Annotated in this window: 15 protein-coding genes; all 15 read left to right on the plus strand. The window is 47.8% G+C overall.

Annotation, left to right across the window (positions count from 1 at the left end):
- Positions 1-222: 222 nt before the first annotated feature.
- The 15 genes from CVV44_16385 to CVV44_16455 all read left to right on the plus strand — a co-directional run bounded on the left by CVV44_16385 (position 223) and on the right by CVV44_16455 (position 16,924).
- Positions 223-906, plus strand: coding sequence for a hypothetical protein (locus CVV44_16385; GenBank protein ID PKL37212.1), 684 nt, complete (start codon positions 223-225; stop codon positions 904-906).
- Positions 907-1,023: 117 nt separating this feature from the next.
- The gene (locus tag CVV44_16390) at positions 1,024-1,536 is read left to right on the plus strand and encodes a hypothetical protein (protein ID PKL37213.1); all 513 of its coding nucleotides are present in this window, start codon (positions 1,024-1,026) and stop codon (positions 1,534-1,536) included.
- 239 nt (positions 1,537-1,775) lie between these two features.
- Complete coding sequence (locus tag CVV44_16395) at positions 1,776-4,427, plus strand: hypothetical protein (protein ID PKL37214.1); 2,652 nt, start codon at positions 1,776-1,778, stop codon at positions 4,425-4,427.
- On the plus strand, positions 4,411-4,713 hold the full coding sequence (locus CVV44_16400) for a hypothetical protein (protein PKL37215.1): 303 nt from the start codon (positions 4,411-4,413) through the stop codon (positions 4,711-4,713). Before CVV44_16395 ends, CVV44_16400 begins: the two co-directional genes overlap by 17 nt.
- Positions 4,710-5,258 carry a hypothetical protein gene (locus CVV44_16405; protein ID PKL37216.1) on the plus strand — a complete coding sequence of 183 codons (549 nt, stop codon included), beginning with the start codon at positions 4,710-4,712 and terminating at the stop codon, positions 5,256-5,258. Before CVV44_16400 ends, CVV44_16405 begins: the two co-directional genes overlap by 4 nt.
- A 111-nt stretch (positions 5,259-5,369) precedes the next feature.
- Positions 5,370-6,515 carry a propanoyl-CoA acyltransferase gene (locus CVV44_16410; protein ID PKL37217.1) on the plus strand — a complete coding sequence of 382 codons (1,146 nt, stop codon included), beginning with the start codon at positions 5,370-5,372 and terminating at the stop codon, positions 6,513-6,515.
- A gap of 12 nt (positions 6,516-6,527) precedes the next feature.
- Entirely contained in the window at positions 6,528-7,724 is a 1,197-nt protein-coding gene (locus tag CVV44_16415; GenBank protein ID PKL37218.1) for a propanoyl-CoA acyltransferase, read from the plus strand.
- Between the two features lie 10 nt (positions 7,725-7,734).
- Complete coding sequence (locus CVV44_16420) at positions 7,735-9,273, plus strand: hypothetical protein (GenBank protein PKL37219.1); 1,539 nt, start codon at positions 7,735-7,737, stop codon at positions 9,271-9,273.
- An 11-nt stretch (positions 9,274-9,284) separates the two neighbouring features.
- Entirely contained in the window at positions 9,285-10,709 is a 1,425-nt protein-coding gene (locus tag CVV44_16425) for a hypothetical protein (protein ID PKL37220.1), read from the plus strand.
- Positions 10,710-10,784: 75 nt separating this feature from the next.
- On the plus strand, positions 10,785-11,564 hold the full coding sequence (locus tag CVV44_16430; protein PKL37221.1) for a hypothetical protein: 780 nt from the start codon (positions 10,785-10,787) through the stop codon (positions 11,562-11,564).
- 31 nt (positions 11,565-11,595) lie between these two features.
- Positions 11,596-13,416 carry a long-chain fatty acid--CoA ligase gene (locus CVV44_16435; GenBank protein PKL37222.1) on the plus strand — a complete coding sequence of 607 codons (1,821 nt, stop codon included), beginning with the start codon at positions 11,596-11,598 and terminating at the stop codon, positions 13,414-13,416.
- A 61-nt stretch (positions 13,417-13,477) separates the two neighbouring features.
- Complete coding sequence (locus CVV44_16440; GenBank protein PKL37372.1) at positions 13,478-14,482, plus strand: CoA transferase subunit A; 1,005 nt, start codon at positions 13,478-13,480, stop codon at positions 14,480-14,482.
- Positions 14,482-15,252, plus strand: coding sequence for a 3-oxoacid CoA-transferase (locus CVV44_16445; GenBank protein PKL37223.1), 771 nt, complete (start codon positions 14,482-14,484; stop codon positions 15,250-15,252). Before CVV44_16440 ends, CVV44_16445 begins: the two co-directional genes overlap by 1 nt.
- A gap of 28 nt (positions 15,253-15,280) precedes the next feature.
- On the plus strand, positions 15,281-15,763 hold the full coding sequence (locus tag CVV44_16450) for a DNA-binding protein (protein PKL37224.1): 483 nt from the start codon (positions 15,281-15,283) through the stop codon (positions 15,761-15,763).
- Positions 15,764-15,778: 15 nt separating this feature from the next.
- Positions 15,779-16,924, plus strand: coding sequence for a propanoyl-CoA acyltransferase (locus tag CVV44_16455; GenBank protein ID PKL37225.1), 1,146 nt, complete (start codon positions 15,779-15,781; stop codon positions 16,922-16,924).
- The last annotated feature ends 7 nt before the right edge of the window (positions 16,925-16,931 follow it).

Raw genomic sequence — 16,931 nt, forward strand, 5'->3', positions numbered from 1 at the left:
AAGGGTCGGGGTTGAATCGGCATCCGGTTACAGAACTGACATGTCAGTACAGGGTGGTTATCTGTTTCAGTCAATGATTTTTTTCCAGCATCTTGAATAATCACGATTCGTGTGAAAGAAGAGAAACGCCCATAAAACTTGTTGCATTTCCCGGATATTTGTGTTATGACCATAAAGGTCAGCAGTATTATTGCGAGCAGGTGATGCAGGTAGTATAATAAAATGAAGGCAGTGGAAAAAATAAATCAATTCATGGAGTGGATTGCTGACTACTCTTTCCCTGAGCTCCCGGAATATTTTATCCGGTTTGCCCATGCCGGAGAATACCTGGAGGCTTACAGGGAACTCGAAGAGAAAATAGGCCTGCGGCTTCCCCGGGGATTTTTTGAACTTATAGAGAGTGTCGGCATACCTTCCTTTGATCTCGACTTCATCGATGCCATAGACGTGTTGCAGAATAGTGATGATAATTCCGCTTCAGTACAGGCATACCGGAATATGAGCGGTCCCCTGTTTAACGGACTCATTATCATGAAACCCGGTGAAATGGCCGCTGCCCATGAGGAAATTCTTTCCGTTCTCGGCAGCAGCCATCCCCGGGGCAGGTACTGGTATCCCGTCGCCACGACGCGCGGGGATCGTGACGAGGGCTGGCTCCTGGATACCAGGTTTGCCGCGGAACACGACGAGTCACCCGTGGCGCCCTACCGGCTCGAAGATATCTACAGCTATCATGAAACTCTGGAAGAGGATGAACCGCTCGCCATGTCCATCGCCACCTTTGATGCATATATCGTTGATTACCTGGAGCGCCTCAGGAATCAGCTCATGACTGCCGATGCGGCCGCTGTAAGAAAAAATATTAAGGAACAGATCGAGTATATGAAGAATCACGGCTTGTACTAAATATCTTCTTAATGCAACCTGGGTGCATCCCCCTTTTTTTTTCAAAAACTGCTTATGTCATTTTACGCTGCAGCCGATCTATTTAGAGATGTTATACCATCTGCAGGGAGCGATAAAATGGAACAGATAATCAACGACGCATTGATTCCCATGATGAACGAAGGCATGCTCAGCATAGAGCGGATCCATGATCTTATCTATATAAAGGAACTCATTGATCGTGTATCCACAAGAAAATATATTGAATCGAGAACGGCCGAGGATCTCTTCAGAAAATACGGCGTTATGCCCAATATTATCACCTGGGGGGACTATTTCCAGACCGAAATGGCCTCGTCGCTCCTGGAGCTTGCCGACGCCGATTTTAAACGCGCCGTTTCCACGGTAAAGTTCGATATCATTTCATGCCTGCAGATATTTTCCAACAAGGAATCGGATTTTTTCAACTGGGTCGATACATCATACTATGAAATAACGGCCGAAGGTCGTGAATATTTTGATGAAGATGAGGAAGAGATCATCCACCTTAAAATATTGAAAGATTATTTTGTGGACCTTGGCGTCATTGATAATTTCACCGAGGCTGAAATTCAGTGGTACGGCAGCTTCGATGAAGCAGTGGCCATGTAGCGGAATGCATAAGCGACGATAGAGCGACAAGCCAGATTTGACATTTTCCAGACAGGCTATTCAGCACATAACAATATAATACCATACATTTCAAAGAAAAGGACTCCTGCGGGGGTCCTTTTTTTATAACCGGAAAGGGTTTCCGTGCCAGTGTTCACCGGTGCGGCATATAATGAGCTTTAGAAATAATTACTTGTGTCGAAGCGAATCATGCGGTATACTTTCAGCAGGATAGAAAAATGGCAATGATCGATATGCTGCAAAGGGAACGGCAGGCCCGGGGACTGCGCTTTATAATTATCAATATACTTGTGGCCTTCATATATGGCATGCTGGCGCTGGCAGGCATGTCATTCGTCATTTCCGGAACAGGAGCTTCTCCCGTATGGCCTGCCGCCGGTTTTGCCCTTGCCGCAGTCCTTCTCCTGGGTCATCGGTACTGGCCGGGGATATTCCTGGCAGCCGCTGCATTGTCTTTCATTGATTTTCTGATGAAAGGACAACTATTTTGTTCCGCTGCCCTTGTCGTTTCACTGGCTACGGGCATGGGAGCGGTTCTGGAGGCCCTGGCAGGGTTGTATCTCCTGCGGTATTTCCTGGGCAGGGGTAATCCCTTCGACACTGTCCGGGGCGCCAATATCTTTTTTGCTTCCTCCTTTATGATATCCCTGGTGAGCTGTACCATTGGGCTTGTAGCCCGCATGATGGGAGGAGCGGTATTGTCGGGTTACATGAATATCTGGTTCACCTGGTGGATGGGTGATGTAACGGGTATCCTTGTTGTTACACCTTATATTTTCAGCCTTACACAGCACCGGGAAATCAAGTGGACCGTTAAAGCTGTATTTGAGTATTTTGCCCTGACGTTTTTATTCATCGCGACCGGTTTTATTGTAATGGGAATTATTCATTCCCGGGTTGCGCATCATGCACTCTTTTTCCTTCTCCTCCCGTTTCTCCTGTGGCATGTATTCCGTTTTTCGCAGCGGGAGGCATCACTGGCCGTTATAATCATTTCAGCCATGAGTATGTACAGTACCATTCATGGGATGGGGCCCTTTGTGTCCTTTTCGGTCAATACATCGCTGATAATGCTCCAGTCTTTTATCGGGGTCATGGCCTTTATCGTCAATATGGTGAACGCCTACGCGGCGGAGCGCGATAGCTCCAATATTCAGCTCAATCAGATCAATGCGGCGCTGGACAGGATTATAACCGAAAGGACCGAGGAGCTGGAGCAGTCTGAAAAGAGGTTTCGTAATATATACAACCAGTCACCTCTGGGCATTATGATTTTTGACGTTAAGGGCGACCTTGTGGATTTGAACCCGGCCAGTCTGGGGATTTTCGGTATCATGGAGATCGATGATGTGCTGGGGTTAAACCTTTTCCGGATCCGGGTCATTGATGCAAAACATAAACAGGAACTCCTTGACGGCAAACCGGTGCATTTTACCACCTTCACGGACTTTGAGGAAATACGCGTCAGCGGACAGTATGAGCCGGCCCGTCAGGGACGGGCGTATATAGAAGCGGAGATATCACCCATTGAAAAACTTGGGTATCTCACTCAGGTGAAGGATATCACCGGCCAGGTTCTGGCTGAAACGGCATTGAAAGAAAATGAACAGCGTCTTCGGACCATTTTTGACAATGCGGGCATAGGCATCATGATCGTCAACGATAAGTTCCGGTGCCTCGATGCCAATAATCAATGGCTTTCCATATCGGGATACAGCCGGGATGAAATGATGGCACTGTCCATTCTGGATATAACCCACCCCGACGACCTGGTGATAAGCCGGGAACATCTGTATGCCCTCACCACGGGAAACATTGACAGCTACAATATTGAGAAAAGGTATATCAAAAAAGATGGAAGCATCATGTGGGGAAACCTTTCCGTTACACCCATCATGGATTCCCGGGGCGGGGTGAGCACCATCATTGCCGTTATCGTCGATATTACGAGGCGGAAGAATATCCAGCTCCGTTTAAAGGAAAGCGAGGAATTTCTCCGCAGGGTCGTGGATACAACCCCCAATCTCATTTTCGTAAAAAACAGGAAGGGGGAATTCACCCTTGTCAATAAGGCCGTGGCCGATATATACAATATCGGCATTCAGGACATGGTGGGGAAAAAAGACACGGATTTTAACACGCACCCTTCCGAAGTGGACGGATATCTCAGGGACGACCTGGAAGTTATGGACTCCCTTAAAAATGTCTTTATTCCTGAAGAATCGATAACGGCGCCCGACGGCACCTTGCGGTGGCTCCAGACCATCAAAGTTCCCATTATTGACAGCGACGGAGTGGCACGGCATATCCTGGGTGTCTCGGCCGATATTACCATGTTGAAAGAGGCTCAAAAAAAACTTATTGAGATGGCAACCCACGATTCCCTCACGGGTCTGCCCAACCGGCGCATGCTCAATGACAGGCTCAACGAGGTTATTGCCAGATCCAAAAGAAATGAAAGACTTATTGCCGTCCTTTTCATGGATCTCGACGGATTTAAGGAGGTTAATGATAATTTTGGCCATAATGCCGGTGATATGCTGCTGAAGCAGGTGTCGGAACGGCTCATGGAAACAGTCCGGGAGATAGACCTGGTTTCACGTATGGGAGGCGATGAATTCACCATTATACTTGAAAGCGTGATCACGGTTCAGGACGTTATTGTCGTGGCTGACAGGATTATCGAGATAATACAGAAGCCCTTTGATATAGGGGGTACCGGCGCCCATGTCACTACCAGCGTTGGGATCAGCATTTTCCCCAATGATGGCCTTGATGCCGAGACACTGCTCAGGAAAGCTGATAATGCCATGTATAAAGCAAAGAATTCGGGAAAAAATCACTATACTTTTTATGCTGATCTGCTATGATGTTCCATCGCTTTTGCCGGTTCGTGTGAGAAAACAAGTGAAATTTTTTTTAAGTATAATATTTGTTTTTTTTCTTGACATTTATAGTTACGGGTTGTACCAGTTAATTGGACGTTCAACCAAAATATTGACTGTCTGTTCAGTCGGGAAAAATGGAATAGTGGTAGAAAAAATTAGCATACAATGGATAGAATTATTTGAATATTCATATTTTTTTTTACTAATATTGATTGGACGTCCAATTAAATCAATCGTTCTTTTACAACAAATGCGGGAGGCGCAATGATTTTAAAGGGGTGCCTTCATACGCATACAACATTTTCGGACGGCAAGCTGACACCACAACAGGTAGCAGATGCCTATGAAAGACTGGGATATGATTTTCTGGCCATAACCGATCATGATTATCTATTGAAGGAGAATTATCGTCAGAATCTGGAGAAGGTGAGGACGAATATGCTCCTTTTGCACGGTATTGAACTGACCGTTTTTGTAAAGGGGTATATTCATGTGAATCGCATAAGCGGCGATAAGGAAGAACTTCATATTTTTAATCATATTGGTGAATATGATCTTTCCATCGATCAGGTGAGGGACAGACTGAATGAGCTGGAAAAGAGATATCCCATAGACGCCGTTGAAATCACTTCCAAGGGGTTCAGGGAAGCGGACTTTGATGAGATTGATTGGGGGCATCCCAGGATCGCATCGGACGACTCTCATGACCTGGTAAATATCGGAAGAGCGTGGATAGAGATGGATACCGCCAAGGACAGGGATTCTATTATCCGGGCGGTTAAAAACGGTGATTTCTGGAATTGTTACATATGAATTTACGCGTAATTTCAGTGAGGGGAGTTTCGAGGCCGGAGATTCCCTGTGAAGTAAGGAATTGGAAATAGTCTTTTCTTTTATTCTAGTTTAAAAGGAGGAATAGAAACTATGGGTAATCGCGTAGCATTGTGCGCAGTTGCACAGATAAAGAATGAGGGTGATGCCTGGCATGCTCGATTTCAAAACATGCTGCATGAATGTTTTGAGTCTATTATAAGCCAGACAAAGGTTACCTTTGATATGGAAAAGGGGATACGGAACGTTATCACCTGTTCGGACGATGTTTTCGACGCCCGTACCATTTCAGATAACGGTGTGACCGATGTTGTCGGTGCACAGTTCAGGGGTGAGGAAAAAATGGCCCAGGAAAGTATAAACGGCCTGGGATATGCCATGTCCTGCATTCTTTCCGGACATGATGATATCATCCTTTTCATGGGGCATGCCAAGGAATCGCAGACGGAAAGCAGGAATATGGTCACCAATCTGACCTTTGATCCCTTTTACTGCAGGCCCCTGGGTATGGATCACGTGAATGTGAACGCCATGCAGGCCCGATCATATATGGCGAAGGCCGGCGTGAGTGAGGAACATCTGGCAAAAGTTGTTGTCAGGTCAAGGAAAAACGCGGCGAAAAATCCTTATGCCCGCGAGAATAAAATGATAGATGAGAAGGATGTCATGAATTCGCCGCTTTTGGCCGATCCCATCCGGGAGCTTCATTACTATCCCGTTACGGACTGGGCATATGGCATGCTCCTTTGCAGTGAGGCACGGGCTAAGGAATTCACCGATAATCCCGTGTGGCTGACCGGATACGGCAGTTGCATGGACAGCTATTTTCTGGGAGACAAGGATATTACATCCAATTTTTCACTGAAAAACGCCTCGTCCAGGGCATACAAGATGGCTGGTATAAAGGATCCCAAGAGTGAAATCAATCTTTTCGAGCTCTGTGATCATTCAGCTTATCAGCTTCCCATGTGGGCTGAAGGCATCGGAATTGCCGATGAAGGGAAAGGTGGAAAATGGATAGAGGATGGCGGCATGGACAAGTATAATGTAAACCTGTCCGGCGGCATGCTCAATGGAAATCCCCTGCTCCTGGGCGGCGCCGCACGCGCCATAGATTGTTTTTTACAGCTGCGTGGAGAAGCCGGAGATCGTCAGGTCAAGGGCGTGAAGAAGGCTTTGGCGCAGGCGTCATATGGTCCAGCCGGTCAGCACCAGGCAGTGGTAATAATGGAGAAATAGGGAGGTTGAACCATGGCACATAAAAAAAATAGAAATGTCGGTATCATTGGAATAGGCCAGACAAAATATTCCAGTCACCGCGAGGACGTTAATCAGCCTGAACTGGTTCACGAGGCGGTTAGGGCCGCCCTGGATGATGCCGGGCTGACTATGAATGATATAGACTGTATCGTACACGGGAATATGGAGCTTTTTGAAATGGTCCATCAGCCCGATTGTTGGCATACACTTGGTTCGGGAGCACTGGGAAAAGATTCCATCAGGATAACCACGGGAGGGACCGTCGGAGCCACAACGGCTTGCGCGGCCGATAATCTCGTTGCTTCCGGTATGTATGACGTGGTAATGGCAATCGGCTTTGAAAAACTGCAGGAAGGCCATACCACGGGCGGTATCACCAATATGGCTGATCCCCTCTGGTTCAGGAACCTGCAGACCGGTGCACTTACGGGCTCCAAGGCCTATGATCTTATAAGGGAGTTCGGCGAAGAACGGGCAAAAAACGTGTCACTCATGTATCGTGTTATCATGGATAAGCACGCCACAAAGAATCCCCTGGCTCACCGGGCTTTCGGGCTGGAATTTGAACAGATTCCCGATCTTATCAACACATCGCCGAAACTGGTTGGTGATCTGAAGCTTATTGAAATGTGTTCCCAGTCTGATGGGGCCTGCGTGGTTATTTTTGCCTGTGAAAAGAAGGCGAAAGAGCTGTCAAAGAAACCTGTCTGGGTCCGCGACCATATAACGGTTCACCGAGAGGAGACATTCGTAATTTTCGGTTATGATAAAAAATATCCCTTTCCGCAGACACACCGCTTCGCGGCGAAACATTTGTACGCAAGGAATGAGATAAAGAAACCGTTGGAATATTTTGATGTATTCGAGATGTATGATCCGGCCTCGTGGTGGGCAGTAGACTGGATACGGGACTTTTTCCAGCTTGAAGGGGATGAACATCTCAAACTGGTGGAAAATAAGGAGATTATGATCGGCGGGAAGATGCCTATGAATCCTTCCGGCGGTGTTATTGCTTCGAATCCCATCGGTGCCACGGCTCTGGTTCGTGTGGCGGAGGCAGCGCTGCAGGTTCGCGGTGACGCCGGTGATCATCAGATACCCACTGAAGTAAATCACGCGCTCGCATCCGGTTTCGGTGGAACCATGTGGACGGTGCTCATGATGCTTGAAAAGGAACTCAACTGGTAAGGGGGAAATTATGGCTGAATACTGGGGAGTAAAGGTAGAAGATATATTCAACACCATGCAGGAGCGTTTTCGTGTTGAAGGTGCCAAGGGAGTCGATGCCATGTTCGGTTACGACATCGCAGGCGCCGGAAAATGGAAGCTCACGGTGAAGAATGATACAATGAAGATTGAAAAGACTGACGATCTGGCCGGCTGTGCATCAACAATGATAGCCGATTCGGAAACATTCGTCGGTGTCAACATAGGCAAGGTTGATGGAACAAACGCCTTCATGTCGGGTAAAGTCAAGGTCGACGGCGACCTGGGCGCTTTCGGAAAAACATCCAAGATGTTTAAAAAGTATGTTCCGGCCAAAAAGGAAATGACTACGGCCGATTACATTCAGGATATGTTCTCCACGCTGGTAGAGCGTTTTCAGCCGAAAGCCGCTGCCGGGCTCGATGCGACCATCACCTATAATATCGGTGGTGAAGGCGGTGGAATCTGGACCGCCTACATCAAAGACGGAAAATGCGAACTGAAAACGGGAAAACCCGACAAACCGACCACGGCACTTAATATTAATGAGGCAAAGGACTGGGTCGATGTCATGCTGGGCAAAAGTGATCCTTTTTCTCTGCTTTCTGCGGGGAAAGCTTCTATCGAAGGTGAGACTGGACTTGCACTGAAGCTCGGAGAGATTTTCGCCAAGTACGTTGCTCCCGTGCAGGAATTTAGTGTTCGCGATTACATTCTCGATATGTTCAGCACGCTGGTGCAGCGTTTTCAGCCTGCAGCTGCTGCCGATCTCGATGTCACTATCACCTATGATATAGGTGGAAAGGACGGCGGCGTCTGGACTGCCACGATCAAGGGCGGGAAGTGTACGCTCAAGGAAGGCCAGCCCGACAAACCAACGACCAAGCTGTGTATCAACGAAGCAAAGGACTGGGTTGATGTCATGCTGGGTAAGAGTGATCCCTTCTCATTGCTTTCGGCTGGAAAAGCTTCCATCGAGGGAGAGACGGGGCTTGCACTTAAACTGGGAGAAATATTTTCGAAATATATTCCACCCACGGGCGGCGGGACTCCGGAGCAGGAACTTCTGGTTCTTAAGAAAACCATTTCCGTAAATATGAGATATGCAACGGGCCCGGTTATGGGCAAATTCCTCCACATGATGAAGGAAAAGAAAATCTATACGAATAAATGCCCGAAGTGCGGCAGGGTTCACCTTCCCGCCAGGGAAGTATGCGCCGAGTGCCGCATCCCGGCAACGGAATGGCTTGAAGTGGGACCCAAGGGACAGGTCAGGTACATGGAATATGTATACTATGCCAGTCCGGACCCGCTGACCGGTGAAACAAGGGAGACGCCTTACGGTATGCTCAATATCCTCCTCGATGGCTGTGTCGGTAATGATACTTTCGCTCATTATATCCGTCGGGATCAGATTGACCGGATTAAGAATGGCAGTAACGACGTATCGGGCACCCGCGTAAGGCCGGTCTGGAGTGACAAGCCTACGGGCAGTGTTTTTGATATCAAGTATTTCGAGATAGACGAATAAGGAGGGGAACGATGAGTCTTAATTATGATAAGAAAGATTGTTTCGTAGTGGATGGGAAACTCGCACTCCCCTATTCATACTTCGCCGGCAGGGTGGGCAGTAAATTTATTACTACCATCCGTGACCAGAAGAAGATTATGGGTGTGAAGTGCCCCAAATGCAATAAAGTCTATGTTCCGCCGAAGCAGGTATGTGAAAAGGACTTTACTGATATACGTGATAACTGGGTTGACCTGGGAAATGAGGGCACAGTGACCAATTTCACAGTGGTCCGCTACAATGATAAGCATCTGCCCAGGAAGGCTCCATTCATCATGGCGCTGATAAAACTCGACGGAGCAGACTCACCATTCATGCATATACTGGAAGAGGTCGAGCCTTCGGAAGTAAAAATAGGTATGCGTGTTGAAGCGGTTTTCGCAAAACAGCCTACCAATACAATACTGGATATCGATCATTTCAAACCCGGTAAACCGGGCAAGGTTGAGGTTAGGGACAGGTCTGAATCAGCAAGTTCAGGTCCGCGTACGGGTTCCGCTCCGCAGCCAAAAAAACAAGCAGGAGGGCGTGGGGACATGTCACAAAAAGTAATTATTACTGCGGCTCTAACCGGGGCCGCCACCATGAAAAATCAGAACGAAAACGTACCTTATGAACCGGAAGATTTTGCAAAAGAAGCGGAAAAATGCTATAAAGCCGGTGCTGCCATGGTACACGTTCATGCCAGGGAATCGAGCGGTTTCGCAACGCACGATCATGCCAGGATCAAGGCAACGCATGACGCGATCAAGGACAAGTGTCCTGACCTGATTGTGAACCTGAGTTCGGCTGTTGGTATGGGGAAAACCGCAGAGCAGCGCATTTCCCAGATAGTTGCCATCAAGCCAGAAATGGCTTCATTGAACACAAACACGATGAACTTCAGTATCATCGACCGTAAGACCGGGAAAATATTCATCGATTTCGTTTTTGAGAACACCTTCACCATGCTCCAGGATTTTGGTAAGGCTATGGAAGAGAACGGTGTCAAACCCGAAATAGAAGTTTATGACATGGGCGGTCTGGACAACTGGATGCTCATAGCCAAGCAGGGAATTTTCAGCGCTCCGTACAATTTTAACTTTGTATGGGGTGTAGCCGGCGGCCAGTCCTTCAGGGCGGAATCCTTTATAGCACTGAAGAATGCCATTCCGGACCAGGCAAATTTTACGACATGCGGCGTAGGAATCGATCAGTTTCCGGCCATTACCCAGTCATGTCTCCTGGGCGGACACATGAGGGTGGGTCTTGAGGACAACATCCGTGTTCCGACCGGTGAACTTGCCAAGGGAAGCTATGAACAGGTTGAATGGGCCGTGAGAATTGCCGAGGCCTTAGGCCGTGTTCCTGCCACTCCCGATGAGGCGCGGGAAGTCATGGGATTGAATAAAAAATAGAATTATACAGACATTCATGCAGGGGAGCCCGGTGCTTCCCTGCATGAATACATGGAATATGTTAGAGGTACGAAGATGGGACAGAAAGTCAATTATGAGGTAAACGAAAAAGGGGTTGCCACCCTGACTATAAGCAATCCGCCAATGAATGCCCTGGATGAGCTGACAATGCTGGAACTGGAATTTTCCATGCATCAGATCGAGGTTGATGAGCGGGTGAAAGTTATTATAATAACCGCAGCGGGACCTACGTTTGTCGTGGGCGCTGATGTTAACAAGGTTCAGAAAGTGGATACCGCCGAGGAAGGGGAACGGTTGTCAGGCCGGGCCCATGAAATAACCAGGCTTATTGAAAACTCCAGGAAACCTGTTATTGCAGCCATAAACGGCGCAGCATTGGGAGGAGGAACGGAATTGGCTCTGGCATGTCATATGAGGATAGCAAGCGAGGGGGCCCAGATGGGACTTCCCGAGGTAGCACTTGGCATTATGCCCGCTTTCGGCGGCGTGGTCAGGATGACCCGTCTGCTGGGCACTGCCAGGGCACTGGAATATATGCTTACGGCGAAATTTATCGGCATGGAAGAGGCAGCCAGGGTCGGTCTTGTGAACAAGGTAGTACCTCAGGACAAATTGATGGAAGAGGCAATGAAACTGGCAAAAGATATATCATACAAAGGACAGCTTGCCGTTGCAACAATACTCGAAGCTGTTATGCAGGGTATAGAACTTTCAAAAGAAGATGCTTTAATACAGGAAAGAAAACTATTCGGGAGACTTGCAGAAAGCGAAGATAAGAAAGAAGGAATAACCGCTTTTCTTGAAAAGCGTAAACCAAATTTTAAAGGCAGATAGCTTAAACGCAGAAGTCTGCCAGGGGGGGTGGATGGAAGAGAAAACGATTAATCAGGTCTTCAGGAACCGTACAAAAAAATACGGAGACAGGCTTGCTATCGAGAAAAAGCTTAACGGAAAATGGGAAAGTGCTACCTGGAATGAATACTATGAGCGGGCCCGGGCTGCCGGTCTTGCGCTGCATTCAATGGGAGTAAGCAGGGGGGACAGAATTATTATCCTCTCCGAGAACAGACTGGAATGGCTTTATTCGGATATGGGAGCTCTGGGAATTGGAGCCTGTGTTGTTCCTATCTATCCAACATTGACAGACGAAGAGGCAGAATATATAGTCGGTAATTCCGACGCAAAAGTCATGATTGTTGAGAATACTGTTCAGCTGAAGAAGGCATTATATGCCAAGGAACGCTGTGCCGGTCTCACTCACATCATTGTTATGAAAAACGAGGATTCCGCCAATACTCCAGATTATGTGTTGAGCTATAAAGAATTTCTTGATATAGGACGCAGGGAATTTGAAAAATCTCCAACTCTGTTTGAAACACTGGCGGATCAGGTTGAACTGGAAGATTATGCTACATTCGTTTATACATCGGGTACTACCGGTGTTCCCAAGGGAGCTATGATAACGCACAACAATGTAATTTCTGTTATTAAAGCTCTTGACGCTGTAGAGCCTCATTATGCTTACGATACGGATCAGACTGTGCCGTTTCTTCCGCTCAGTCATGTTTTTGAAAGGGTTGCCGGGCACTGGTATGGCATGTATGTGGGGATAACCTCCTCGTATGCCGAAAGCATCGACTCTCTTCTTTCAGACCTGGCTGAAAAACGCCCCACGGTCGTCCTGGCAGTTCCCCGGGTATGCGAAAAGGTGTATCAGAAAATAATTGCCAAGGTGGAAGAAGCCTCTCCATTTAAACAAAAAGTTTTCTACTGGGGACAGAAGGTCGGAAGCCGTATCAGCGAGTTTCGTGAAGCCAGAAAGAGAATTCCTCTTTTGCTCAGAATAAAATATAAAATCGCCTATAAAATGATTTTCGCAAATGTGCAGAACGCACTCGGCGGGCGGGTTAGATGGATGACAGCTTCAGGTGCGCCAACGGCCAAGGAAATCATCCAGTTTTTTAATGCTGCGGGGATTATGGTAATATCGGGATACGGAATGACCGAGACCTGTGCGCCGGCCACAATGCAGAACATATCGCATTACCGGATTGGAACCACGGGAGCGCCGATTCCCTGTACGGAAATAAAAATTGCCGATGATGGTGAAATTCTTATGAAGGGCGGCAACGTCTGCAAGGGCTACTGGAAAATGCCTGAAGAGACAAAAGAAGCATTTACCGAGGATGGGTATCTCATGTCCGGTGATATAGGCTACTTCGATGAAGACGGGTTTCTCCTCATCACCGACAGGAAAAAGGACCTTATCATAACCTCGGGCGGAAAGAACGTGGCTCCACAGAAGATCGAGAACCTTTATAAGGCAGATCCTCTGTTCACCCAGTTTATTGTAATCGGCGATCAGAAGAAATATCTTACCGCTCTTTGCAATATCAACCCGGATCAGGCTGTAAAGATTGCCCAGGAAAAAAACATTTCGTATACAAGCCTGGCAGAACTTATGGCCAATGAGGCTTTTCTTAAAGTTCTTCAGGAGCATATTGATGAGAGGAATACGAATCTGGCCCGTTATGAAACGATCAAGCAGGTTAAAATTGTTGATCATGAATTTTCACAGGAAACGGGTGAGCTGACGCCTTCTTTAAAAGTAAAAAGAAACGTCGTGAAGCAGAAGTACAAGGATCTTATTGATTCAATGTATGAAGATGAGATAAAAGTTAAATAGAGAAGTATCACATAGCCAAATAAAAATGCTAAATTAAAGTAGCAGGGGGAAAGGTATGAATATGAGCGTACAATTAAAATCGGGAAGGAACGAATTGTTCACAGATCCGGATCCCGATAAGGCAAGGGAGTTTTTCAGACATAAATCCCGTGCGATGAAATCAAAACTTTCAACACCGGAAGAGGTCGTTAAGACCATGGTTAATGACGGTGACTACATTGCCATCGGCGGCTTCGGTGCAAACAGAATACCGACAGCAATAGTACATGAAATAGCACGTCAGAAGAAGAAAAACCTTGGATTTGCCGGACATACGGCGACCCACGACTTCCAGATACTGGTGGGCGGGGAATGCATCGACAGGTGCGACATAGCCTATATCATCGGTCTCGAGGCACGCGGTCTTTCGCCCAACGCGAGGCGTGCGGTACAGGACGGAAAGATCAAACTTACGGAATGGACCAATGCAACGCTGTCGTGGAGGCTGAAGGCCGCAGCTATGGGATTGTCATTTATGCCGGCAAGAAACATTCTCGGCACCTCGACATTTGAATACAGCGCGGCGAAAGAGATAGAGTGCCCCTTTACGGGTAAAAAGTTCGCGGCATTTCCCGCACTTTATCCCGATTTTGCGGCGATTCATGTTCATGAATGCGATATCTACGGAAACGCCCATGTGTATGGAGCGTCAGTATCCGATCAGGATCTGGCTAAGGCTGCAAAAAGGGTTGTTATAACCACGGAGAAGTTGATCCATACCGATAAGATCCGGCAGAAACCTGAAGAAACATTTATTCCCTTCTGGTGTGTTGATGCCGTCATAGAGGTTCCTTACGGCAGTTATCCGGGCAACATGCCCTATGAGTATTTCTCCGATGAAGGACATATCAAGGAGTGGCTCACGGCGGAAAAGGACCCCGAAGAATTTAAGAAGTTTTATGATAAACAAATATACAGTACGAAAAATTTCAATGAGTACCTGGAACTGAACGGGGGAATAGAAAAAATCAAGAAGCTGAGAGCTCAGGAATTGTTGTTAGATATGGGCAATGGAGGGAAAAAGTAATGGCTGATTATAATACAATGGAATTGATGATCTGTATCTCCGCCAGAAATCTTGAAGACGGCGCGATAGTAGTCGTGGGAACCGGTGCTCCCTGCGCAGCGGCGATGCTTGCGCAAAAAACCAAATCTCCCAACCTCTGCGTAATGTTCGAGGCCGGCGGAGTAGCTCCAATTCTGCCTTCAATGCCGATCTCCGTTGGTGACTCAAGGACATTCCATAAGGCAATTATGGCAAGTTCCATGCCGGAAATTATGGAAACATGCCAGCGTGGTATGGTGGATTATACATTCCTGGGCGGCGCTCAGATAGACATGTACGGGAACATCAACTCCACCATGATAGGCGACAATCACGCGAAACCGAAAGTAAGGTTTCCCGGATCAGGCGGAGCCAATGATCTTGCTTCCCTGTGCTGGAGAACCATGATGATGACTCCCCAGGATTCAAAGCGTTTTACCGAGAAGTGTGATTTCATAACTTCTCCGGGTTACCTCCAGGGAGGCAATTCACGGTATGAAGCAGGTCTTCCCCTGGGAACAGGCCCTTACCGGATTATAACCAATATGGCCATCATGGGTTTTGATGATGAATCGAAACGGATGAAAGTCGTTTCCATCAATCCCGGTTACAGCAGAAAGGATGTTCAGGATAATTGTGGATTTGAACTTCTTTGGGCGGACAAAATCAGCGATACGGATCCTCCTCATGCTGATGAGCTGCGAATTCTCAGAGAAGATGTCGATCCCTATAAATATGTTATTGGCCGTTGATGGATACTGAAAAGGGGAGGCTGAATAAATGAAAGATAATGAAAGGACCGCGCTTGAGCAGGGATTCGACGGAATCGAGCCCATGGTGTATGAGAGCAAAATAAGTGTTCCCTACAGCTGGTGGGCCGGAGAGACGGCGACGCATTTCCTGAAATCACTGCGTGATGATAAAAAAATACTGGCCCTCAAGTGCTCAAAATGCGGGAAGACATTTGTTCCTCCGCGGAAGGTGTGTCCCACATGCTTTGTTAAGAATACTGAATGGGTTGAGTTGTCGGGCAAAGGGACGCTGCAGTCATTCACTGTTGCGCGACGGCAGCTTGCGGCAATTCAGAAGAAAGTGCCGGTGATTTACGGACTCATAAAACTGGATGGTGCTGACACGGCAATGCTCCATTATCTGGAGGGTATTGCTCCCGAAAAAGTTAAAATCGGGATGAGGGTCGAGGCTCAGTTTGCCTCTGATCGCAATGGCACCATTCAGGACATTGAATTTTTTAGACCGGTATAAGTGAGGTGGATGACAATGAATAATGCCGCAATAATTGGTATTGGAATGACTTCTATCGAGGGCAATAAAGTCCGTGATACCTTTGCTGACATGGCATGGGAAGCGGTCAACAAGGCCCTTGATGATGCCGGAATGACAATTGATGATATTGATAATGTAGTAACCACGTCAAATGATTTCTGGGACGGCAGGACCATATCCTGCATGGCTGTCGGAGACGCCAGCGGTGCCGCTCATAAGAACGTTTCCTGCGTAGAGGGAGACGGGACGTTCGGCGCATTTTACGGACTGACCAGGGTTCTTTCCGGGTCTTATGGGACCACTCTGGTAACTGCCCATACGAAGGGATCACAGAGCATTTCGAGTCTCATAACGAACGGCGCGTTTGATCCCATCTATGAGAGGAGTATGGGGATGGATATGATCACGGCCTGTGCCATGCAGGCAAACGCATATATGCACAGGACGGGAGCGACGGCGGAACAGCTTGCCATGGTATCGGTGAAGAATCATGGAAATGCTAAAAAAAATCCGCTGGCCCAGCTTCCCATGGACATAACCGTTCAGGATGTTTTAAAGTCAGAAATGATTGCGGACCCTCTTCATAAGCTGGATTGCTCTCCCGTGTCCGATGCATGCTGTGCCATTATAATCGCCAATGGTGATAGAGCCGGCAAGTACAAGGGAAAGCCGGTCTGGGTTAAGGGAGTATCCTTCTATTCCGACGCTTTCTTTTTCGGTGACAGGGATCTGTCAAAAGCTCCTTCGCTGGAGAAAGCCGCACAGAAGGCTTATGCAATGGCCGGGATAAAAAATCCCGGGAAAGAAATTGATGTTGCCGAGCTTTATGACGCCTTCACATACCAGGAACTCTTGTGGCTTGAAGCCATGGGACTCTGCGGCGACGGAGAGGCCGGAAAGCTCCTGGAAAAAGGGGAATTCAATGTGGGTGGAAGACTGCCCGTCAATGCTTCGGGAGGCCTCCTGAGTGGTCACCCCGTCATCGCCGCCGGTCTTATTCGTATGGCCGAGGTCGTAAAACAGCTTCGCGGCGAAGCCGGAGCCTACCAGGTTGCAAAAGCCCGGACGGGTGTTGCCCAGGGAGTCAACGGACTCTGCGGGCAGTCGCACTGCGTATGGGTTCTCGGGAAGGATAAATAGGAGGATA

It is taken from the genome of Spirochaetae bacterium HGW-Spirochaetae-1 (genome assembly GCA_002839375.1).
GTDB lineage: Bacteria > Spirochaetota > UBA4802 > UBA4802 > UBA5550 > PGXY01.

Coding starts and splice junctions, on each gene's coding strand:
- CVV44_16425 (PKL37220.1), top strand. CDS start 9,285: ATGAGTCTTAATTATGATAAGAAAGATTGTTTCGTAGTGGATGGGAAA.
- CVV44_16420 (PKL37219.1), top strand. CDS start 7,735: ATGGCTGAATACTGGGGAGTAAAGGTAGAAGATATATTCAACACCATG.
- CVV44_16440 (PKL37372.1), top strand. CDS start 13,478: ATGAGCGTACAATTAAAATCGGGAAGGAACGAATTGTTCACAGATCCG.
- CVV44_16435 (PKL37222.1), top strand. CDS start 11,596: ATGGAAGAGAAAACGATTAATCAGGTCTTCAGGAACCGTACAAAAAAA.
- CVV44_16445 (PKL37223.1), top strand. CDS start 14,482: ATGGCTGATTATAATACAATGGAATTGATGATCTGTATCTCCGCCAGA.
- CVV44_16455 (PKL37225.1), top strand. CDS start 15,779: ATGAATAATGCCGCAATAATTGGTATTGGAATGACTTCTATCGAGGGC.
- CVV44_16390 (PKL37213.1), top strand. CDS start 1,024: ATGGAACAGATAATCAACGACGCATTGATTCCCATGATGAACGAAGGC.
- CVV44_16400 (PKL37215.1), top strand. CDS start 4,411: ATGCTGATCTGCTATGATGTTCCATCGCTTTTGCCGGTTCGTGTGAGA.
- CVV44_16385 (PKL37212.1), top strand. CDS start 223: ATGAAGGCAGTGGAAAAAATAAATCAATTCATGGAGTGGATTGCTGAC.
- CVV44_16430 (PKL37221.1), top strand. CDS start 10,785: ATGGGACAGAAAGTCAATTATGAGGTAAACGAAAAAGGGGTTGCCACC.
- CVV44_16415 (PKL37218.1), top strand. CDS start 6,528: ATGGCACATAAAAAAAATAGAAATGTCGGTATCATTGGAATAGGCCAG.
- CVV44_16395 (PKL37214.1), top strand. CDS start 1,776: ATGGCAATGATCGATATGCTGCAAAGGGAACGGCAGGCCCGGGGACTG.
- CVV44_16450 (PKL37224.1), top strand. CDS start 15,281: ATGAAAGATAATGAAAGGACCGCGCTTGAGCAGGGATTCGACGGAATC.
- CVV44_16410 (PKL37217.1), top strand. CDS start 5,370: ATGGGTAATCGCGTAGCATTGTGCGCAGTTGCACAGATAAAGAATGAG.
- CVV44_16405 (PKL37216.1), top strand. CDS start 4,710: ATGATTTTAAAGGGGTGCCTTCATACGCATACAACATTTTCGGACGGC.